At 26.4% G+C, this 24,955-nt stretch carries 13 protein-coding genes; 5 read left to right on the forward strand and 8 right to left on the reverse strand.

The window, feature by feature from the left end:
• Positions 1-11: 11 nt before the first annotated feature.
• Both T352_RS0102560 and T352_RS06835 read right to left on the reverse strand, forming a co-directional pair.
• Complete coding sequence (locus T352_RS0102560; protein ID WP_026391640.1) at positions 12-632, reverse strand: winged helix-turn-helix domain-containing protein; 621 nt, start codon at positions 630-632, stop codon at positions 12-14.
• 101 nt (positions 633-733) lie between these two features.
• A complete protein-coding gene (locus T352_RS06835; protein ID WP_051615762.1) occupies positions 734-1,810 on the reverse strand; it encodes a GNAT family N-acetyltransferase in 1,077 nt (358 codons plus the stop codon).
• Positions 1,811-1,937: 127 nt separating this feature from the next.
• Between T352_RS06835 and T352_RS07035 the strand changes: the two genes are divergently transcribed.
• From T352_RS07035 to T352_RS0102590, 5 genes are all read left to right on the forward strand, one after another.
• A complete protein-coding gene (locus tag T352_RS07035; protein WP_084301366.1) occupies positions 1,938-2,162 on the forward strand; it encodes an NADPH-dependent FMN reductase in 225 nt (74 codons plus the stop codon).
• A 314-nt stretch (positions 2,163-2,476) separates the two neighbouring features.
• Complete coding sequence (locus T352_RS0102575; RefSeq protein ID WP_026391641.1) at positions 2,477-3,982, forward strand: sensor domain-containing diguanylate cyclase; 1,506 nt, start codon at positions 2,477-2,479, stop codon at positions 3,980-3,982.
• A gap of 130 nt (positions 3,983-4,112) precedes the next feature.
• Positions 4,113-5,339 carry an ABC transporter permease gene (locus tag T352_RS0102580; RefSeq protein WP_026391642.1) on the forward strand — a complete coding sequence of 409 codons (1,227 nt, stop codon included), beginning with the start codon at positions 4,113-4,115 and terminating at the stop codon, positions 5,337-5,339.
• The gene (locus tag T352_RS0102585; RefSeq protein WP_035344814.1) at positions 5,332-6,024 is read left to right on the forward strand and encodes an ABC transporter ATP-binding protein; all 693 of its coding nucleotides are present in this window, start codon (positions 5,332-5,334) and stop codon (positions 6,022-6,024) included. The genes T352_RS0102580 and T352_RS0102585 overlap by 8 nt, the downstream gene beginning before the upstream one ends.
• A 2-nt stretch (positions 6,025-6,026) precedes the next feature.
• The gene (locus T352_RS0102590) at positions 6,027-7,202 is read left to right on the forward strand and encodes an ABC transporter permease (protein ID WP_026391644.1); all 1,176 of its coding nucleotides are present in this window, start codon (positions 6,027-6,029) and stop codon (positions 7,200-7,202) included.
• 38 nt (positions 7,203-7,240) lie between these two features.
• Here T352_RS0102590 and T352_RS0102595 read toward each other — a convergent pair whose 3' ends face one another.
• From T352_RS0102595 to T352_RS07195, 6 genes are all read right to left on the reverse strand, one after another.
• Entirely contained in the window at positions 7,241-9,334 is a 2,094-nt protein-coding gene (locus T352_RS0102595; RefSeq protein ID WP_026391645.1) for a hypothetical protein, read from the reverse strand.
• Positions 9,331-11,130: a hypothetical protein gene (locus T352_RS0102600; RefSeq protein WP_162151126.1), complete on the reverse strand. Its 1,800-nt coding sequence runs from the start codon at positions 11,128-11,130 to the stop codon at positions 9,331-9,333. The genes T352_RS0102595 and T352_RS0102600 overlap by 4 nt, the downstream gene beginning before the upstream one ends.
• Entirely contained in the window at positions 11,127-12,776 is a 1,650-nt protein-coding gene (locus tag T352_RS0102605) for a hypothetical protein (RefSeq protein WP_162151127.1), read from the reverse strand. The genes T352_RS0102600 and T352_RS0102605 overlap by 4 nt, the downstream gene beginning before the upstream one ends.
• Complete coding sequence (locus T352_RS0102610) at positions 12,773-13,480, reverse strand: ABC transporter ATP-binding protein (RefSeq protein ID WP_162151128.1); 708 nt, start codon at positions 13,478-13,480, stop codon at positions 12,773-12,775. Before T352_RS0102610 ends, T352_RS0102605 begins: the two co-directional genes overlap by 4 nt.
• 5 nt (positions 13,481-13,485) lie before the next feature.
• On the reverse strand, positions 13,486-20,850 hold the full coding sequence (locus T352_RS0102615) for an MBG domain-containing protein (RefSeq protein ID WP_162151129.1): 7,365 nt from the start codon (positions 20,848-20,850) through the stop codon (positions 13,486-13,488).
• A 190-nt stretch (positions 20,851-21,040) separates the two neighbouring features.
• Complete coding sequence (locus T352_RS07195) at positions 21,041-24,925, reverse strand: hypothetical protein (protein ID WP_162151130.1); 3,885 nt, start codon at positions 24,923-24,925, stop codon at positions 21,041-21,043.
• Positions 24,926-24,955: the final 30 nt, after the last annotated feature.

A 24,955-nucleotide genomic window follows, 5' to 3' on the forward strand; every position in this document is an offset into this window, starting at 1 on the left:
TTATCATATAATTATTCAAAAAAATATAGAATTTTTTCTTTCTCATATCCCATGTTTATTAATTTATTGAATATATTATTATAATTAGTATAGCTAGCAATAATAATTGCATCATGATCTATCTCATTCAATAATTTATTATCATAAATGTTATATTTGAGTATTTTTTTACCTTGTTTATTAATATCATCATCAATAACACATATGACATCAAAACTTTTATTTTGATAGTCCTCTATTGACTCAAGTAGTATTTCTGAAACCTCGCCAGCACCGTAAAAAATTATTTTCTTAAATCCAAGTTTATTAATTTTTTCAATAAAAATTCGGCTCTCCTTTACAGCTTGTTTATATAAATATTGTGCTGCTCCAAGGTAACCAATATTTAATACTCTCATTCGTTCTTTTCCTTTATCCGTTAAGAAATATGAAACTGTCTTAACAGATTTATATGATCTAATCAAATATCCTTTTTCTTCATAGTCACTCAGATATTGATTGATCATTGCAAGGGAAGCTCCAACAATCTTGCTTATCTCCCTTTGTTTTATTTCACTGTTCTTTGAAACTAATTCTAAAATAAGATATTCCTTATACAAGGGGGTTGGTTTAAAAAATCCATAATTTTTCATTTTTATCCTCCATTTACGTTCGTTTGGTGAACAATTATATTATAACATGTTTTTTTTATTTAATTAATTAAATATCATAAATCGATAAAAAAATATCAGAATTATTTATCCTGATATTTTATCATCTTATAATTTACTAATGCTACATTAGAAATTTTTACTTCTTGTTCTTTAATTACTATATATTTTCGTTTCGTAAAAAAGTCTTTGGCAGTTATTGAGGCATTAGTTGTTATATTACCGGTTGCCTTTCTTTCAATTTCATCAGCTAATCTTTTTCCAATATTTAAATTAATAAAGTCGTATTTCACATATAAATGATCAAAATAGTTAGTTTCATCAATATCTGCAAAACCTAAAACTTTGTTATCTATTAATGCAATAACTGTATAGTTTTTATTAAAACGATCTTTCCATTTATTTAATTCAACATTATTTATCCAAGCATTTATTTGTTCTTCATTATAGTCAAAACTATTTACATTTAAAATAGTCTCCCTAAATAATTGATACATTTCATCAATATATTTATCATGATATTTTACTATTTTTAAGTTTTGATTTATCAGTTTTTTATAAAGTTTATATGAGTATTGTTTAAAGCTTGCTTTATCACTAACTAATTTTCTTAAATTATCTAGCATTTCACTTGTTCTTCTTGTCTTTAAGTATACTTTCATATAACCATTTTCGCCGTATTTTTCTATGATATGTTCATAGATTCTTATAAATGATTCTTCAAAACTAATAATTCCTCTAGAAAAACCAAAAAGAAAACTTCTTTCAATAATATCATCCATACTATTTGAACGATCCGCCTCGGCTATAATCTTTCCATAAATACTTCTCGGTTCATTTTTACTACTTGCTCGGTGATCCATTACTGCATGAGCCATAATTTTAACTTCATCCTCATTAAAGTATGAATTAATAAATGAATCATTCATTAACATCTCTGCACCAACTATGTGGTGAGTTTTTCTATCTTTAATTAATCCAACATCATGAAACACTGCAACCGTATAGACCATTTCATAATTAACATCATAATCTTTAGCTATTTCTAGTGAGTAATTTATTACATCAAAAACATGATTAGATCTATGGGCTAGATCTAGATTTTCATAAAGTGGGATTATATTTTCTTCTAAATACTTTATTAATGTTTTGTTTATCATTTAATCAGTCCTTATTTATTGATATAAAAATTATAATCGAATTTAATAGATTAAACAATCCGTATTTATTTTTATTTTTTATTTGTCTTTAATTAATCTCATTATTATTCTTTTCACTTAAAAAACTATTACTGCATGGAAAGATACAATTAAAAATCTTGATGGTTTTATTTTAGTTACAACTGAATATAAACGTGTGATTCTAGGAGCACTTGCTAATGCATTTCATTATTTAGTTTCCAAATTAAACAATAAAAAACTTGCCTTTGTCGGTTATGGTTTCCTAGGTCTAGCGCGTGCTATTACTAACTTTAGAGCAACCCTAAATTATCAAAATGTCTTAGTAATTTAAAAAGAAATTAATATTTTATTTAATGTTGATTTTAAAGATGCTAAGACTAAAGATATGAAGTTTAGACCAGGAGTTTGGCATAAAAAAGAAATTGCTGATTTAACTGAACAACTAGTAAAAATAACACATGCTTTAAAAACAATTAAGTAAATAAATGAATAATTACCTTTTAATTAATTTTAAGAGGGGGTTTTTGTCTAAAACGTTATTTTAAGACGTTTTAGTGCCTTGTTTTATGATTAATTATCTAAATTAAATGTTTTAATGTTATAATATATTAACTAATAGACAGATGAAACGGCAGGTGATTTCTGATGGGATTTATAGTTTTTTTCTTAACATTTCTATTTTTTCTTCAAATAATTATTTCTTCAATATTTAAAAGTAATATTTCAAGAAAAGAATTTATTTATTTGCTTTTACTAAATGCTACTGACTTGTTATTAATTGTTGGTTTTGTAATATCATTTTCACTTAAAGCTCCCGTAATCATTTCAAAGTTTTTAATCTATTTTTCTTTTTTTAATTATTCGCTATTTTTTTATCTCTATTCCAAACTATTAAAAAATAGTCGAGAAAAAGGTGCAAAAATTGTTTTGATAGTTCTTGCCATATTCCCTTTATTTATTATTTTCCTTGGTGATATCTTTGGCAAAATATTTTTAATTGTTGTTGCAGTACTTATTCCTCTTAGTTCTTTTATAATTCTTTTCGGAAAAAGAAATTATTCGTCAAAAAAAATTAGTTCATTATTGTATTTACTTACAATTAATGAAATATTTAGACTATTTATTAATATCATTTTAGTTTATCAGTTATTTTATGAACCACTTGTTCATTTATGGCTTTTACTATTTTCATTTACCCTTAAAACTTTAACACTCTTTGTTATTGTTGAAATTAATAATAAAATAACAACAAATAAACACTTACTAGGAATTTTAGATCATATTAATTCAACCAAACTTTTAAATACTACTTTCAGCGAACATCCAGATGCTGTTGTTATTACTGATACTAACAAAAAAATTATTTATTTAAATCCTAAAGCAGCAAAAATGACTGGCTATACTGAAAAAGAGGTTATTGGCCAAAGCCCAAAAATGTTTTCAAGTAACTTAACACCTAGAAGTACCTATCAAAATTTATACGCCTCTTTAGCAACTAATCAAACTTGGAGTGGTGAGTTTATTAATAAGAAAAAAAGTGGTGAAATTTTTATTGAACATGCAAAAATTGTTAGTATTAAAGATGTAAATGATAAAGTAATTTACTATATGGCAATTAAAACTGATATTTCAAAGGAGAAAGTTTATTTAAAGCGATTAGAATATCTTTCAAAACATGATGATTTAACTGGTCTGTTTAGAAGGGGAACTTTTATTAATTTAGTTGAAGAAAATTTATTGACTAATCTTTCAGTTAATAAATACTTTATATCAATTGATATTGATAACTTTAAAAACATTAATGATTTATATGGTCATATGACCGGGGATGATGCCTTAATTTTATTTAGTAAAACAGTCAATGAAATATTTATTGATAATTCTTACATTTGCCGTTTTGGTGGTGATGAGTTTGCTTTATACATCTATGATAAGACAGTTAACGAGATAAATGATTTATTCAAACAGTTATTTGAAAAATTAGCACTAACACCTGTTAAAACTTCAAATAATGAAATATACATTAGTGTAAGTGTTGGTGCTAATATGATTGATAATTCTGATTCATTTAATACTATTTATGAGAAGTCAGACCTCTTACTTTATGAGGCTAAAAAAACACCTGGTTCTTCCATTAAAAAGGATTTTTAAGGATTTAGTTAATAACTAAGTCCTTTTTTATTTAAATTAATGTAAAAAACGACAAAAACCGAACAATTATTGTTTTATTATTATATATAACTTATAATATATATATTAAAACATAAATGGGGGATATAAGATGTTAAATCTTAAAATTGCACTTAGATTTCTTGTACATAAACCTCTAAAATCATTTGTTACAATTTTATCGATTGCAGCAGGTTCAGCGATATTTTATTTCGTCTTTAACATTAGTGATGGATTAAATAGTCTAGTACTTAATTTAACTGCTGAAGTCAATAGTCATATTGCTGTAACAGGGGAATTTAATTATGATCAAGAAGGATTAAATAAGCAAATGGAAATAAGAGACTATATATTTAGACTTGATGACCGAGTATCAGATATTTCATATAGTTATGTAGTTTCAGCTACTTATAAAAATGAAAAAGGAAATATGGTACCTATTTCGTTAAAAGGTATGGATTTTGAAACAGGGGAAAATATCCATAATGTAAAACAAAGAATTTGGTCTAGAAAATATAATAAAACACCTAAACCAACATCATTAGATAGTAAATATAGTGGAGAAATTGTTGTTGGTAGTATGCTTACTAATAACTTAGGTTATAAAGATATGAAGGATGCAGTAGGGAAGGATTTAAAATTATCCTATAACGGTACTGAATATTTGTTTAAAATAGTTGCTGCTTATAGTTCTAATCAAGAAAGTTTGTCTTACAATACAATCTTTACACATTTTAAAACTGTTCAAAGGTTAACAGGTAAAGAAATTACTAATATAATTGATTTAGAAACTAAGAATGCACTAGATAGCTCAAAAGTACTAAAAAATATTAAACCATATTTAGTTAATACTTATGGCATTGATAATATTAATCTAGTTGACTGGCAAGAAGGTAATAGTTATGTTGTTAATGCTTTATATATTGAAGATGTCTCAATTTTTATTATTCAAATATTTACTGCTTTTTCAATTACTTTTGGTGTTGCTAGTATTTTAACCTTTAACATTAAAGATAAATTTAAACAAATCGGAATCTTAAAAGCAATGGGAACATCTAATAGTGATACAAGAAAAATCTTTATATGGTTTGCTGTTATTTTAACTATCGTAGGAATTTTCGTAGGATTAATAATTGGGGTCTTTAGTTCTAGAGTATTTATGAAATTATTAGTTAGACCTCAAACAAATAGACCCTTAGTAGCAATTAAGGGTAATTTATTTAATGTGTTTTCTTTATATACTTTTTTAATAATGGGATTAGGTAACATTTTTGCTTCTTTAATTCCTATTAAACAAGCTACAAAACTAAAAATAATTGAGGTAATTAAAAATGACTAGTAAAAATATAATAAGTGTTCAAAACTTAACAAAAACCTACGGTAAAAAAGTTAAAACTGACGTTTTAAAGAAAGTTAATTTATCAATTAAAGAAGGAACATTTAACTGGATTATAGGCTCATCAGGTAGTGGTAAAACAACACTACTTAACTTAATAAGTGGCTTAGATGAAGCAACAAGTGGCCAAATATATATAGATAATGTCTTAATAACTAATATGAACGAAAAAGATAAAGCAACGTTTAGAGCAAATCACTTAGGCTTCATTTTTCAGTTCCACTATTTACTACCTGAATTTACTGCATTAGAAAATGTTTTAATGCCCCTTAGAATTAAAAATCAAAAAATTACAAAAGAAATTAAGAAACAAGCTATCGAACTACTTTCTACAGTTGGACTATCCCACGTTTATGATCACTATCCTAAAGAGTTAAGTGGTGGGGAACAACAAAGAACTGCAATTGCAAGAGCAATCATCGGAAACCCTAAATTAGTAATTGCCGATGAGCCAACAGGTAACTTAGATAGCATTAATGCCAATCAAGTTTATGACTTAATTAGAAAACTCCATAAAGACTTTAAAATGACTTTTATTATTGTTACTCATGATACTATCAAACCAATTAAAGGTGACCGTTTAATTACTTTAAAAGATGGTAATATTATTAAAGATGAGGTTTACTAATTATGGTTTCTAAAATAGCTTTTAGATTTTCTAAAAAAAGTCCCATTCAAAGTATGATAATTTTTCTCACTATTTCTGTTGGGGTTGGTGTTGTTTTCTTTATTTTATGTCTTGGAACTATTTTAAAATCAATGATTCTAGACCAAAGTACTTCTTATCAAGAACATTTAATTATTCAAAATAAAAGAGAGCTTAATTATTCAGATATCACTATGGACTTGATTAACGATTTAGAGCGTGATAATAGCGATATTGAGCTTAGTTTATATACAAGTACCATTAATGGCATGTTAGTTTCAGAAAATGGTCATAGCGGTCCTTTTTCAATGATGTTAGCTAAAGGTAAAAATCCAAATGATTATATAAAATACTATGGTTTAGATGTTTCTAAACATTTAGTTGAAGGAAGAGTAAATAATCCTTTAGCATATGAAATTATGCTTGATGATTATTATGCTAAGTCAAGTAACATAAATGTTGGTGAATATATTTACTTTACAAGTACCTACGGTCAAAACTTAAAGCTACTTGTAACAGGAACTTATGACCTAGGTTTATTTAGATTAAATAGAGCTAAAGGATATTTCGATTTTGACTTATTTGACAATAACCAAAATAAAAACTATTCAACATCCATAGTCTTTCAAGTTAAAAGTCCAATGGAAGTCGAAAAGACTTTAGATAATATTAAAAAACCAGTCCTAGATACTTTAGGTGATGTTAAAATATATTCTTGGAAGTTTATCAATCCTGATGCTGAATTAATAAATTTAGCCCAAATTGCGGTTGTAACAACAATCGAAATATTTATTTCAATTGCAATTTTCGTAGTTGTCGTTAGCATGCTTAACTATCAAATTCAACAAAAATATCATCAACTAGGTATCTTAAAAGCAATTGGCGTAAAAGACTCTAAAATTTATAAAATATTTATTTATCAAACATTCATAATCAGTATTCCTGGTATTATTATCGGTCTAATAGGTGGTACTATCGTATTTACTGAATATGGTAAATATATGGTCTATCCTGATGGATCTCCTAGATTTAATATTACTTTTAATATTTTTGATTACTTCACTTCAGCATTAATAATTATTGCAACTGTCCTACTAGCAAGTGTTTTGACAATTAGAAGACTAAAGAAAAAAACAATTATTGAACTTATAAAAATATAATAAAATGGCTTATTAGAAAGATCTAATAAGCCATATTTTTATTTAACTACTATTTCAAATGTTCCAAGTTCTAATGATTCACCAATTTTTAGTCTTACAACATAAGTACCTGGTTTATTTGGTACTAATGGTCTTACTAATTCATTAGAATCATTATAGTAAAGTAATAAATCTTTACCATTTTCATAGCCCTCAACTGGACCACTGTCTCTGGTATGTCCCTTAATTAAGTACTTCATTCCCTCAATTTTTGAACCATCTAAATTTTCAATTTCTACAATTCCATAAATTCCTTTAGATCCAACAATGTCTAAAATTGTATAAACTATATCTAAATTAAACATCATTGTTTGATCTTTACTAATAATTAAATCTAACATTACACCATAATAATCAATTGAATCACCAATAATCATTTGCTTCTTAACAGCACCTGAGTTTAAAATCCAGCGCATTCTATCTTCTGAGTTTGACCATAACTTAATTAAATTTTTTGAATCAGTAGAAACGCTAAATGGAACTGCAATATCAAAGAATCCTTGACCAGCAACAATTACACTACCTTCTGGACTAGTTCCAGTTCCAATTTGCATAATTGATCGATATGCAACACCTTCATTCATATAATCAATATTATCGAATGTTCCTGTAACAGTTAATATTGACTTAACTTCTTCAGTTGCTTCAATTCTAATTCCAATAATTCCACCACCAACGATTGTTGTGTTGTGAACTTCTACTAATGATCTATTAACATATAAACCAGCATCCATATCAAAGTCTCCTTTAATAATCGAGTCAAATGAAGTTCTACCTTGTTCTAAGTTAAATGTCATATCTTCTAAGTAGCCATTTGTTGTATTTTCATACATTACTTGATACTTACCTTTTTCAAAAACAATATTACTAAAGTTAACGTCATTTGATTTAACTTTTAAGAATATATTAATTGAAGTTGACATTACACTAATTTTTTTACCATCTCCAAATAAAGTCATTAGATAATCAACTACTAATTCATTAGTGCTCATATACTTAATATCACTGCCTAAAATAATTCCTCTAACTTCATTATTAATTGCCTCAACAAATTCTTCTTCAGTATTAACAACAACTCCATTAACTAATAATAGTTTATCAGTTTTTTGAATAGGATTTTCTTTATCAGTTGGAATAAATTCCATATGGTATAAATATCCACCAACTGCCTTATCAGTATGAGTATAAGTAAATAATTTATTATTACGCATTATTTCTTGGCCATTTAAATATAAGACATATTGACCTTTGCCAATTACATCTTGGTCTAATAAATTAAATGAGATAACTCTATCTTCAATATTATTTGAGTTATATACTTTCTCACCTAATAAAGTAATACCAAAATCACCATAATTAACATCTAAATAGTTATCACTACTACGATATTTTCCAGCTTCAAAATAAATTACATAAGTATAGAATTCATTAAATAAATAAGTATGTTTAACAACGATTTTATCATCTGTTACTAATTCATCTAAATTTTCTACAATAAAGCTTTCAGTTTTAACTACTTCATTTAATTCATTACGTTTTTCAACAACAAATGAACCTGTCTTATGTGTTAAGTTACCAACTAGGGTTGCAGTAAATTCAATCTCATTTAGTGCTAAATCACCTAGTTTTAATTTAATGATATTATTAACCTTTTCACCTTCAAAATCATTTGTAAGAGTAATATGTGTTTCTTTTTCAACGATTTGAACTGGTTGAACAATGTCAATTGTTTCACTTTTATCATTTAATTTAAAACTAATAACTGCCTTAATATTTAATGTTGTTCTACGGTTAATTATTAATAAATAATCATACATATCGATATTATCTTCTAATTCTTTATATTCGCTAATATCTTCTTGCATATACCATTTGATTTTAATATCTTCTTTTAAAATTTCATTTTCTTCAAAGTTCTTTAAAATAATTTCAAATGTTATATCTTCTAAATCTTCTATTGTATTAAAAATTTGTGTAGTTTCACCAGTAATTTTAAACTCTGCAGTTGGTTTTTTAGGTTTTAAGTCATCAGTAATTTCCGTACAACCTACAAGCATTAATGATAAAACTAATAATAAAAATATCTTTTTCATTTAGTATCCCCCTTTGGATAGTAATCTTTATCTAATAAATATATTATAAATGGACTAGATCCTCCAATTGAAGGATGCATAGCTTCAACCAAATTTGGTCTTCTAATTTTTCTAATTAATTGTTCTGTGCTATCTTTACAATTAAAATTAACGGTATTATAATTCGGTCTTCCACCACGAATCATAATAACTGGATTAACATAATAATCCCTACCTTCACGGTATTGAACATCTTTAAATTCATCTGATTTTAATTCTTTTAAAATATAACCAAAATTATTTGAACTTAAAGCACCAGTTGCATCATCTAAATTTCGCCATGAATCAGAAGTTATTGCTTGAACTCCATCTTTTTCATTTAAATTTATTTGACCCAAACCATCTCCACCATAGGCATTTTGTAAAACAATACCAATTGCTGTATAACTAATTTTTAATTTAGATATATTAGCAACTACAGTATAATCATCGTAAAATTCAATTTTATTAGCCTCAACTTCTAAAGCTGCTAAAAATGAACCAATTAATTGATTATTATCAATTTCAAAGACTGTTGCAGATTCGATACCACGTTTATTAGTATCTGAAAAACCTTTAATAGAAACATTAAATCTACCATTTTCAATAATGTTATTTTTCATTTCCATTTTACGATCTTTACTGCTTCTAGCAATCATTCCAACGTTTATTATATTTTCATATGGTTGGAAGTTTTCATCTAACCTACCAATAATATGTGTATCATATAACCCACTATTATTACCGTTAAATTCTATTGCATATGCACCTATCTTTGGTAATTTACCTTCATCGTCTTTTTCATAAAGTGCTAAGTTTGAATGATTAATTTGTAAATTATTACCATACAACTTTACACCGTTTCTAAATACTATTTGATTTGATAAATATATATTTCTTAAAATATATAAATTCCCAGTAATATTTTCATAACGTTTAAGTTCATTTTCATTATGAATATTATATCCTTCAAAAACATTAAAGCTATAACTACTATTTTTAATTAAACCTCTCGTTGATATTTCAGCTTTTTCATTAATTTGAATAATTAATTTACCTCGTCCATCAACTGACTCATCAATTGTTACATCTTTAATAAGTCCATTTTTTAGGCCAAAATCAATATTACTTGCATTTTGTTTTAAACTTTCCTTTAACTTTTCATCATCAGATAAAACAGTTTTAGGAAAATAAGTAAATCCTAATTCAATTTCATTACTACTACCAAACTTATAATTGCTATGAACTTTAGTAAAATCAAAAACTACACCTTGAATTTCATCTTTAGGAATCGACTCATCTGCAATATAGATATCACATAAATCACTATGTTTACCATCTTTTGTAATAACATTTAGTTGAACAAATCCGTATTGTTTACTACGAATTTTAAAAGTAATAATTCCACCATTAATAAAGTCCTTATTATCATAGAGGCCAACCTCAATGATATTTACTTCATCATTATAAATTACTGGACTTCCTGATCCACTATATTCAAGATATTTAAAACCATCTTCATCATATAAATCAAACCCTAAATTACGTGCATTACCCGGTTCAATTGTAAATTTAATTTCCACATCTTCTTCCAATTTACTAATATTAATATTGCGGTAATTTAAACTACTAATATTTTCATTTTCTTTATTTAAATCAAAGGAAACAGAAGAAACTGCAAGAGGAATGTAATAACCAATGACGGTTGATGAGAATGTCACTATTGCAAATATTAATAGTGGAAATGATAGTAAAAACATAATTAATATTTTTTTCATTTATGTAACACCGCCTTATTAATTTTAATATACCCACCTATCGCATAAATTACCATTATAGCGCTAAGAATTGAATATAGTATTAAATTAACTTTATAAGCTGTTAATCTGATTACTAAAAACCCAAATAACTTAAATACTCGCTCACCAGGAAATAGTTTTGCAAAATATGGAATAAAAATTAAAATCATTCCCCCAACTACTGCAATAATTAATGCACTAAGTAGTGATTGATACATATTTATTCCCTCATCAATTCCTCCATCATTTGAAGTAAATTGTGGATTCTTATAATCTTTGGTTACCGCACTAAATGTATACCCTAAAATAAACATCATTGACATTAAAAAGATATATAAAGTATCAGTAAAATTTAAGAAATTAGCAAAGTATAAAACTGATAAACTAACAGTAATCATTACAGTATTTAAAATTAAACCAAATGATAATCTAGCAAGAATTTGTCTAAAGTATTTTATAGGAATAATTTTTGAAATATAATTTGCTTCTTTTTCCCTACTTATTAAAGTACCCTGGAAGCTATTTGCAAGTAAAATAAAGATTAATACTGTTAAGAAAGTTATACCTGGAACAATTTCTTCGCCAACTGCTTTCTTTCCAGCCTCATCAGTTAACTTTATTGTTAAGAAAACAAAAATTGGCATTAAGATATTCATAACAATTGCTTGGAAAGCATAGTTAGGGTTTCTTGTCATAATTTTTGCTTCTTTAGCAACTATTGAAGATAACGGTTTTTTTACTTTTAAATCCTTTTTGATTTTATATGTTTGTTTAATATTTTCATTACTTAAAGCCTTAAAGTAAAACAACTTTAAGATATAATATGAAAATAATGAAACAACTAATAAGATACCTACTAAAATCCCTAAGTTTAGATAAAAATTATCATAAACTAACATATCATAAAATATGCCACTAAGCTTTAAGGAAGATACGGTATTTTTAAGTTCAAGAATTACTGATTCAGGAATAATTGGGGTTGATTGATTGCTTGTTAAATTAATAAACTTTAAGATAACTTGAACAAAGCCAATATAACCTACGAAAAATATTCCTAAAATTAAAATAATTGAACCAATTAAAACAAATTTATTCTTCTTAATATATTTCATAAAATAAGAAGCAGGTATTGCAAGTAGACTTGCAATTGAAAGTGGCAATAATGGTAATATAACAGCAATAAGTAAAAGCCTTAAATAATAAAAGACATTTGAATTATTAACTAAACCATAAACACCTGCAGTTACTGATAAAAAGATAATTGAAATTAATAATTGATTAATATACATATAGATAATCTTTGATAAAAAGATTACTTCTTTTTTTACTGGTAACTTTGCATATATTTCATTGTCTTTATTTTGAAATAACTGTTTTAAAATATTTACAATTTCATGTAGCACTAAAACAATTAATAAAATAAAGAAAGTTGTTGTTAAATAAATATCATCTAATCTAAGTTTGGAAAAGGTTGTTGTTAATTGAAATAAAATAAATCCAAGTAACCCCAAAAGTCCAAACGATAAAACCACTAAAGCAAAAATTCCGGCAATATTTTTCGGGTTTAATTTTACGCCATTTAATCTGTTTCTCTTAAAGTGATTTTTAAGAAGAATAAGTATCATTTTTTAACGATATCCTTAAAATGATTATGAATATTATCTATTTCTTCTTTTGTTTCAAATAAACCTTTAATTTCACCCTGATCAATAATTGCTACCCGATTACATAATTCCTTTACTATAGGTAAAATGTGTGATGAGAAAATTATAGTATTACCCATCTTTGCATAATTAATCATAAACGCTTTAATTTCATCCATTGAAAATGGATCAAGACCGACAAGTGGTTCATCTAAAATCCACAACTTCGGATAGTGGATAATTCCCCCCATAATAGCAATCTTTTGTTTCATCCCGTGAGAATATGCTTTGATTAAAACATCAAGCGCTTCTGTCATCGAAAACATATCAGAAAAAAATTCAATGCGAGAATCTCTTAACTCTTTACTTACATTATAAACATCAGCCATAAAATAAATATATTCACGACCTGTTAACTCCTCAAATGTTGCATGATTATCTGGTATATATCCAAGTGATTTTTTAGCATTAATTGGTTCTTTAATCATATCAAACCCATTAATAGTAATAGTGCCCTGATCAAATGTTTGAATACCTGTTGCACATTTAAATGTTGTTGATTTCCCAGCACCGTTTAAGCCTAAAAACCCGAATATTTCTCCGGGTTTTAAGCTTAAACTTATATTTTTTACTGCAGGATTTTTGGATCCTTTGTATGTTTTAGTTAACTCTTTAATTTCAAGCATTAATGTCAACTTCCTTCCTTGAAGTTAGATTGAATCTCTGAAAGCAAGGTAAACATGTAATATAATACTTCCTCATATTCTAAACTACCTACAAATAATAATGTATTGTAAAGTTCCTCAACAGCATCAACATAATCAATAAGTTCACTTCTTCCAGAATTTAAAATAATATCTTTTATTTCTTCAAAGGACTTATCAATTGTTTGATCAAGTAGTTCATCTTCAACATTTGCTCCTGAGGCATATATATAACCCTTCATGCTAACTCCAAATGCTCTTTCATAACCTTCATTTAGTTCTGGCATAATAAATCCTAGTCTTACAGAGTCTTTATACCCTAAATAAATATAATCTTGATTATTTAATAATTCATTTTTAACATCAATTGTTCCATTTAACAATGCACTATCTAATTCTAGTTTATGTACAATCATATCTACATTTTCACTATAATCAATATATACACTATCAATATAATAATCTATTTCAGTCGGGAATAAGAATCTTACCATAAGATTTTCTGTATTTATTCCTTCTAGATCAAGAATAATTAACATTTCTTCATTAATATAGGTTTTTGGATCAACTGAACCTTGTGAAATCCATTTTGTTCCATCCCAAACTTCAATCTTTAATTTTAATATACTATCAAATATATTTTGAATTGCATATTGAGCTTGTGTATTATTCATTAATGCTTGATCTAACCACCATAAGTTATCTTTTGCACCAATTGAATTTAAAATTGGAAGTAATACACCTAATGTGTTACCAACTTCTCTTGGTGTAAGCATTAGTTTTGCAGAATTAGCATTACTAGGCTTTTCAAATGTAGCAATAAAGTAGCTTAATAATTCTTCAGTGTAACTTACGTTTGCCATTATATTATCGTTTGATAAAACTTTTTCTAAATAAGAAATACCGTTTTGATCCATAAATGATATCGGTGATATTCTTTCTTTAATTGTATGTGGATTTCCATAAACATCAAACATTGCGTCTATTACTCCTTGATTAGCAACGTAATCAATTACATATAAGTTCGCTTTATTTAAAGCTGTTATAGAATCTCCTTCTTCAATAATTTGAATGTAATATACACCATTTTGATCTTGTAATAATCTTAAAGTACCGTATGTTGTTCCTTCTACTGCTTTTAGCATTGAGAATGAAATAGGTTCGTGTTCAAAGTGTAAATTGCCATTTGCATTTTCACTATAAATAAATGGTGAACCAGTAGTTGTAAATTGGTCTGCAGAAACAGAATAGATTTTTCCTTCAAATTCAATTTCAGCTGATAAAATGTGTGTAGTGGTACCTGACAATGGTTTGTCTGCTTTAAATGTAGTTTTTACAATACCATTTTCATTTGTAGACACAATATCACCATCACTCCATTTACCAGTTCCACCAGACAACTTAATATCAAGATTTGGAATACCATTGCCATTTATATCTTTCACAGTAATGGTTACTGTATTAGTAGTATTATCATTATTATGTGTAACTTCAATTGTAAATGTTTCAGGTTCTGCTATCCATTTTGCATATAAAGTGATATCACTAGAAATCTTATTTGTATTATTATATGGTTCATTAAATCCTGAATCATAGTACCATCCTAAGAAAATAAAATTCATTTTTGTTACAGTTGAATATTTATTAATATCAAATATTAAACCTTTTAAAATTGTAAACTTATCTATTTCTAATCCATTATTATCTTTTACTATTCCATCATTGGATACAAAATTAATATTTACATAACTTGGTGATGGATTTGCATAAAAATCAACGAAACCATTTTTTAGAACTATGTCAACCAACTGTGTAGTACCATCTACTAATTCATCTGTAAAATACATTGTTTCTGGATCAAACCATTCTGGTAATATAAACGGATTACCATATGTTTGCTCAATCTCATCGATAATTCCACTTCCGTCATTTTTGTGGAATCTCATATTTGTTTTCCAAACAGATCCTTCACCACATATAATATATTCGCCTAGAACTTCCATCTTCTCATCATTTAATGTATATAAATAGTGATCTACCACTTTTTGTTGCTTATTTACTAAATCAATCATTGAATGTTCAAACTTAGAATCTCTATAGAATGTAATATTTGCAGAAGAATTTGTTCTAATCTTTCCGGCCATTAAACCATAAACAAATATATCACCATCAATTATTAGTGTTGCTGAGTCATTAGCTGTGTAGCCTAACTTAGCATTTGGATTTCTTAAAACCGGTTTTTCTAGGAACGCATCGTTTGTACTTAGACCGTATCCGGATTGACCATTATTGTAACTATATTCATTTTCATTAAGAACAATTATGCCTCCAATTGATGGAACTGTAATCTTAGAGGTATTATCAACTTCGATTAATGATCCTGGTAACATTTTAATTACTGAGTTTACATTAACTATAGAATTATTTGTTACGTGAACTTTAAAATTACCTGGGAGTGGCAAATACTTATCTTTTGTAGTTATTGCAACACCTGAATAACTTACTTGAATGTTATTAATATTTAATTCTGCATTATCCAATGTAAAATTAATATCTGCATTTTGACTATTGAATTCCTTGATTATAGTTCCATCTAATAAAGTAAACATATAATCTTCAGTATTTCCAACTATTTTTACATCAATAACTGTGTTTGTAAGAGTAAATCTTAGGTGTGCCATTCCATAATATGAAGCATCTTTATTTATCACTAATTTACTTTCAATATGATTTAATCCATACTGATCAAAAGGAATAACAGCCCCATAATGTGTAGAAGTAAAACTACCGCCTGGAAAGTTTGTAATTAACATTTGTTCTTTTACCGTAGACCCGGCACGGGCAATAATCATACCATCACCGTAGATAAATCCATGAACATCTAATAAACCTTTATCACGTATTGATAAAGTAGCACTTGAACCTATCTCAAACAACGCATACTCTGAATCAACAACATATCCTTCAAGAGGCTGGCTAACTCCAATTGTTGCATAAACTAATAATTGACCACTTACATTTAAGTTTACGTTTTCCATAAATAATTTTACAAAATGGCTTGATCTATTTGTCTTTGGAGCACCTGTATCAGAATAAACTATGTTGTTTGTTTTTGACCAACTTTTATCTGTTGGATTGTAATATTTATCATTATTAGGAACAAGTAATGTTACTCCACTTTCAACTGTATGTTCGCTTGATCCGTAAACAAGTAATGATATTTCAGACTTAGCAAATGCTGTATTATTTCTAACAATAATTGCTTGTCCTGTTGTTGCAGTTCTTAGAGCATCTTCAATTGTTAAATAAGCTGCATCTGCCGCTTTACCGATTGTCACAGACTTAAATTTATATATAACTTTTGTTTCTTCGATATTTTCAAAGTTTGGATTTGTTGAAGTTGCTGATACTTTAATAATAAATGTTGATCCTCCATTTGTTAAATCGAATTTAGTAAATGAACTGTTATCAAGTGTTTTATATGTATATGTAAATCCTTCTTTTTGATCTACTCCATTTAATAAAATATTAAATAATTCTAAAGTTGTGTGCTCTTTAGTTGAATTGTCATTGTAAATTGATTCAACGACTGGCATGTTGTTGATTGCTTCAACATCAAGTGTACCTGAAATTGATAATTTAGCTTTTTTAATTTCATATGAAATATTTTCTCTAAATTCAAAATCATAGTTATTTTCATCATATGATTTCTCAGTTAATACTATATCATATGTTCCGACATTTAATCCTTCACCTTTTAATGATAATTTAATTTCTAATGTATCACCTAAGATTAATCCTGTTGGAATATAATTTATATCATCAACTAATAGTCCGTCATACTCTTTACTTTGATTATTATCTGGGGTTATAGTAATCTTCGCTTTTTTAATTTCATATGAAATATTTTCTATAAATCTTAATTCATAGTTATTTTCATCATAATTTATTAAGCCTATTTCAATTAAGTGACTACCAGCATTAGATTCTAATCCTTGTAAGTTTAATGTAAGTTCAAATAAATCGCCTGAAACTAAGCCTTCTTTTTTATATGTAATATTAGTTGCTGTATTCTTGTTGTAAGTCATAAATTGGAAAGAATCTGGTGTAACAGTTAATATTTTTTTCTCAACTGTTACAAGGACTTTACTAAAGTTATAGTTTTTAGCAAGAGCATTATCTGAAGTAAGTGTTACTTCTTTGTTTGAAACAGCATCTTTTTGAGTAACACCAAAATCAATATAGTCACTACCAACAAAGCCTTTAATATCTAAGTTGATGGTTTGATTTAATCCATTATATGTATATGAATCTTTTTGTTTGATCTCTAAGTCTTTTTTACCAATAGTATATTTACCATGTTCATACTTAACATTGTAGTTACTATCTAAGTCACTTGAGATTGTAATATCGTATGTACCAACGTTATAGCCTTCCATATTATCAACTAAAACATAATCATCATAAGTAATTCCTTCTTTGATAAATAAAAACTCATAAGGATCACCATATGTCTTAAACTGATCTACCGCTTTAAATGTTACATCTTGTCTATTAATTGTTAGAGTTTGGGTATCATGAATTGCTGCTTCATATTTGTCATTACCTAAGAAGTTAATTATAATCTTATATGTTCCAGCATTAATTGGATTTGAAATATAATCATTGCCTAATAAATAACTAATTTCAACATCTAAATCATTGATATTAATAAGCTCATCTGTAATTGGATCAGTTACTTTAATTTCCTCATTTGTTAATACATGTTCTTTATTTGAATAAGTATAAACTGGACTAGTAAATTCAAATAGTAAGGATATTTGTTCAATAGTTAATTCTCCATCAATATAATTAAAATCATAATTGTTTGATTCAAATCCTAAAACCTTAATTGGATAATTACCCTTTAGACTACTTTGTGTTGCTGTAGTTTCTAGTTTAATGTTATCTTTATCTAAAACTTTTTCATCTTCATTATTTACAAAACCATCATAAGTTAAATAATAAACAATATTATCATTTGATTGACCAACATATCTTGTTGCTTCTTTAAATGAAATACTTAACTCTTTTTTAACAACAACTAACATGTTTTCGTTAAAATTAATGTCATAGTTGTCATTTGCTTTTAGCGTATTTTTTGTAATTAAATATGTACCTGCTTGATTAAAATATTCTTTAAATCCTAAAGTACCTGTAATAACTTCTTTTGCTTTATCATCATATTTTAAGCCTGAGACAGTATAATCATTTTCATTAACTGAACTACCATAAATAATATTTTGACTATTTGCAGTAATATTAAGTGTTGCTTTTGTAATTTCATATGTTGGACTTTCGTTTAATAAAATATAATTACTTGTTACATCATTGCCTAAACTATCAACTATTTTTGTTGTAACAGCATAACTTCCAGTATTTTTATTGTTAGTGTTTTCTAAACTAACTTTATCATTATACTTTAACTTACCCTCTGCAGATATCGTATAAGGAGTACCATATGTTACTGAACTTTGATAATCGTATGTTAAGGCAAGTTTAAATGGTTTAATGATATATTTACTATTTTGGACGATTAAATTGATATTTTCATTATTATATGATGATACACTAATTGAATAGCTACCAACATTAATATTATCACTTTTATCTAATTTAATATTTAACTCTTCATCAAATCTATCTTCCTCTAACTTATATGTTAAATCAAGTTTTTCAAATCCATATGTTTGAACCTTTTCTTCAATTAGTAAATTAACATCTCGCTTTTTAATTTCAAATTTAACATCTTTGTTATCTAAAATAAGATTATAGTTTAATGTATCTAACTCACTTATTGAAAAATCATATAAGCCAACATTTTCCCCATTAAATCTATTTAGACTACCTGTAACAACACTACTATCATCATTTGTTGCAAGTCCTTCTAATGTATATTTTAATTCCTCATCTAAATTACCATATATTTTGGTTTGTCCACTAACTGGTTTTACAATAAGATCTTTTTTGTTAATAGTTAGTTTTTCTTTAATCACTGAATTATTGAAGTTATTTGTTATTACTACATCGTATATTCCATTATTAACTGGACTTACTACTAAACCATCTAAATAATACTCAAATACTACTTCTAAACCTAAATCAACGTAGAAATCATTTTTATCAATTACAAAGTTTCTAACATCACTATTATAAGTAACCACTTGATTACCTTTATAATTAAAGATGTTTTTAGCTTCACGTGTTTTAATTGGTTCATCTAATATGTTATCTTCTAAAACTTTACCATTTCCACCCTTTTCTAAAAGAGCAAAACGGTATTCGTGATTTGGCTTAACATTATTAACACGGTAAATACCTTCTTCAACATTAGCAGTAATATCTGAACTTATAACCTTATTATCTGAATCAAGCATTACTAAATCAAAAAATGGATCATAAAAAAATAAAATATAATTATCTGATGTAAATAAGAAAGTAGGTTTTTTTACCTTAGCCACATACTTAACATCTAGTGTTGCTGTATTACTTTCTAGATAAAAAGCATCTTCATTATATTTAACATGAACTACATAATCTTCTTTTATTCCAGATTCTTTTGTAAAAACATTACTTGTAGTAAAATCACTTGCTTTTGGTTCCACCCCTTTAGGTAAAAAAGCAAAAACAGCTCCCTCAATTTCTCTAACTGAAATTAAAGTATCTGTATGGTCAGTGATTATTAATTGTTTTTCATCAATCTTTCTTTCCCCTTTAGAAACATTTAGATTGATTGGTGAAGTAGATCTTACACCATTAACCCAGATATAAACAAATAAACTGCCTATTTCATCAGGTTTTACTAAATTATCTTTAAACTCAATCATTCCACTACTTAGTGGTATTACAGAATTTGGTTTATTTTCATAACTTACGAATAGTAAAAAATCATCATAACTAAATTCCTCACCATACTCATAGTCAAGTTTACCAAAACTTGATATTTCAACTTTAGATACTTTATGTCTTCTTGTTGAAACTTCAATCTGATTTGATTCAAAGTTTTTATACTTGAAATTGATATTTTGTTTAATAGTATCATTGTCTAAATCAAAATGATCAAAGCTTGGATTTTTATTATAGTTATTTTTAACGACATAACCATCTTCCACTTCAATTATTTTTGACTCCCCTTTGACATAATCTATTTTTATTTCAAATAAATCTAAATCAAGTTCTTCTCCTTCATTTAAAACTATTTCATTCTCCCCTTTAACATTTACTGTAATCGATTTAATTTCTCTGCTATCACAAGAAACTAAAAATAGCACACTAACAAATGTAAGAACTAAAAAATATATTTTATTTCTCATTTAGAACCTCCTTATTAAAAACATATTTATGAATTGTATAGTATTTATACTATATATTTAATTATACTATTATTTATTATATTTACAAGAATATAATATTATTTGAACTCCAAAGAGAGGTAAATTGATAAAATTATCTCATTTTAAATGAAAAACAACGAATTTCTTCGTTGTTAGTCATTTTTATTAATTAACCAATTAATTGTAGTATGTAATGATTTATTGTTGCAACTAGAATTTCTGATTGATATTCATTAGCAATAACTAAATAATCACCTAGCTCAACTAAACTACTATCTTCAAATTTATTAGCAACACTTTCGATTGTTCCTTCAGATTCTGGATTCATTACTTGATCAATTTTAACTAGTGTATTAAAGAATCTATCTAACTCAATCTTAGTTAAATTATCAAATTCATCATATGAATCTAATGATTTATCTTTATCTGGCATTACTAATTTATCACTTGCTTTAATAGCATTTGATGTTTTAATTCGAATAATTTCTGAATCTTTACTATTTACTTCTTTAATTAAACTAATGGTTGATGCTGCAAAGTTTGTATTTGCAATTTCTGTTACTGTAACATTTATGCCAAAGACCATTAATGCTTCAATTAAACTATCAATTTCAGTACTTTTAATTACTGTTACTAAGTCTAAATCAACAAATTTAACGTGCTCTGGAATATCACTACTCATAACTTCAATTATTGCATTTGAAACCATTCTTTCAATAATTAATGATTTATTACTTCTTAATTTAATTAAATCTACTACTGTAATTAAATTTGCATTTAAGCCGTTAAAGTCACTTACTTCAACATCATCACTTGGTCTATATTCTCTTAGTGAGGCGATTAATCTAGATACTTCTGTTTTTTCTATTTCTTTTGAAGAGATACCATAATCACTAATTAAATATTTAGGAATACTTGTTTCTAATGCCTTAATTAATTCTGTTGAAACTAGTCTATTTACAAGTTTTGAATCTTCATCTAACATTAATTCAATTTGTTTAAGTGTTAAAGTTTCTGGTTCAATTTTGTTAATATCTAAGTCTGATGATAATAAAGCATCAATAAACTTACGAACTTCATTTCTCTCAATTATGTCATATGAGTCAGTTAAGTTATATGTAATATCTTTATTTAGATTATTCTTAATTTGATTACTAATAATTTCATCAATAATATAAGATTCTTCTAAGTGTAATAACATTATCTTAGCTGTTGTAACATTATCAATTTTTAAACCTTCACTTAAATTTTTGATCTCTAATAAGACTAATGATGCATTTAGTTTTTCTAACTCTGCAAATTTAATATCAATTCCATTTGATTCATATGCTAAAGGATGTAATTTTCCTTCTTTTACAAGTGCACTTTCAACTGAATCTGAGATTATTCTTGTCATTAATAATGAATCATCAATATTTAGTAGTTGTGAGAATTGTAATGTTGTTATGTTATTACCAAAACTAATTTGACTAAGCGGTGTATTACCAGAGGCCATTATATGTAATGCTTCGATTATTCCTTCTAATTCATTTAATCTTAAAACTTTAATTTTACTACTAAAATCAACATAACTATCCTCTGGAATAATAATATTATTGAAGACCTTTTCTAATTCTACTGTAATCATTCTATTTAAAATACTTGAATTTAAGTTAACTAATTCTTCTAATTTATCAACAGTTATTGTATCAGCATTAACATCATTTGGATCATTAATATCTAAAATATCAAGTGCTTTAATTAAACCTTTAACTTCTGACTTTTTGATTAGTTTTGATTCATTAGTTTCATCTACAAATGATTCTTCTGGAATTTCATTAATTTGTGCAATTAATGTTAAGCTAATTACTTGATAGAAATAATTTGATTCAAGAACTAAATCTAGTTGTTCATCAGTTAATGATTTTAATACTTCATTATCAATCTTCACATCATTTAAGTCTTTTACACCTAAAATATTTAATGCGTTAAATAATTTAACTACTTCCTCTTGTGTCATATTACCATATGGATCTTTTTCTGTTAATCTTAAATCTAAGTCTGAATCATTGAATTTACCACTAGAAGCGATTTGATTTTTAACTGTATTTGACATTAATAATCTTGATACTAATACTCTAATATAATTTGAATCTAAGAAGTCATTCATTTCTCCCTTATCAACTAAACTTATAATAGTTTCAAATTTAATGGTTGATGCATCACTAAATTCTTTAATTCCTAATAATTTAATTGATACAAGCATACTTCTTATTTCATCTTTACTAAACATACCATTTTCATCAAATTGATTTGCTTCAGGTTTTGTATTAACTCCACTAATATCTTTGTCAAACATATCTGCTACAATATCTCTTACTGTAAATCCTAATTCTTCTGATTTAATTATTCGGTCAATATATGTATGAATTATTGTTGATTCTAATAATTGATCTAATTTATCATATTCTTTATCTTCAATTAGATTTGTAAATGTTTCAACATTCAATCCTTTAATATATAGATCTTCAAGTTCAAGTAAAACAAGAGTATTTAACAAGTGTTTAATTTCCTCTTTTTTAATTAAGTTTTCACTTACAACACTATTTGGTAGTGCAAGAAGTTCTTTTGTAAAGTTAAACTTACCTTGTCTTCCATTAATTAAACTTACACCTTTTTCAAGAGTCTTATCATTTAAAGCAATATTTGAAATAATACTTTGTAGTACATATGAATCATATGCACGATCAAAGTCATCGAGACCTGCTTCTAGGTTTCTTCCAATTAAGCTAGTAAATGTTCTAACGTTTGGTGTTTTTGTAATATTTAAAATGTCTAATCCATTTAATACTCTGACAATTTCATCACGAGAAATTCTACCATTTTCAAAAGCATTATTATGATATTTGAAGATGTTATCTTCTTTTTGATAATTTGTCTTTAAGAACTTATTAATGATATTTAAGTATAACTTTTGATTTTCATCTTTATTATCAACATTGATACCTCGATCAATCATTCCCGTTACAATTTTTGACTCTAAGAATAAATCTACAACTAAATTACCATTATTCACGCTTAATAATTCATCGATAACATTGTTTGCTAATGTAAATATATTACCACCTAATGTATCTGTATTAAATAAATAAAATGCATTAAAGATTGTTGTTAATTCTGGCTTAGTAATATAACCCTTATGTTTACCTTCTAATTCAAGAGCACCATATTCCCCAAATAATAGACTTTCCTTATTAAAGGTATGATCGATATTTAATCTTGACTTAACTTGATTTGAAAGAACACTTGCTACTTTTTCTAATACTTTATCTGATTGTGGAACTTTACCTACTACATAATAGATAAACTCTGAATCAATTAAGAGATCAAAATAGTCAGGAGTTACTATACTCTTAACATCTGTTATTGTTTTAATTGATGATAACTCTTTAAAATCGTCAACATTTAATTCGAAGAAGATGTTTACTAATTTATTTAATTCTAGTTTACTTACCTTATTATCAACTAAGACATTATCAGGGAAAACCAAGTCTTTTTCGTCAAGTTTAACATTGATTTTTGCCTTAGCTAACTGTTTGTTTACTAAATCAGCAACTAATGTTCTAAGCGCTAAAGACTGCGAAATATTGTCTAATATTCCATGTAGTGATTTTATATCAAATAGTCTTTCAAAATCATTTCTATTTATAATTGCTTCTACATCATTTGGATTATTTACTTTAATTGATTTAAAGTTTGTAATATTTAAGTTAGTAATTATATTAAACATATTAGAAATATCACTCTTACTTATCATCATATTTTCATCTAATGATGAACTATCTAATAAGAAGTCTTGACCACTGAATCTAGCGGAAGTATTTTTAATTAATCCGATGTTATTTAACTTATTAGCAACAGCATTTCTTGATTTACCACTTTGTGCTAATTTATCAACGGAGTAATGGAAGATTTCTGCTTCTAGTAATGTATGAACTACTTGTTCTGGAACCATTCTTCTTACATCTTCCATTCCTACTAATTTAATTTCTTTGAAGTTTTCAATCTCAATCATATAGATTGCTTCTAACATTGTTGTTAGATC

The organism is Haploplasma modicum ATCC 29102 (assembly GCF_000687835.1).
Lineage (GTDB): Bacteria > Bacillota_I > Bacilli_A > Acholeplasmatales > Acholeplasmataceae > Haploplasma > Haploplasma modicum.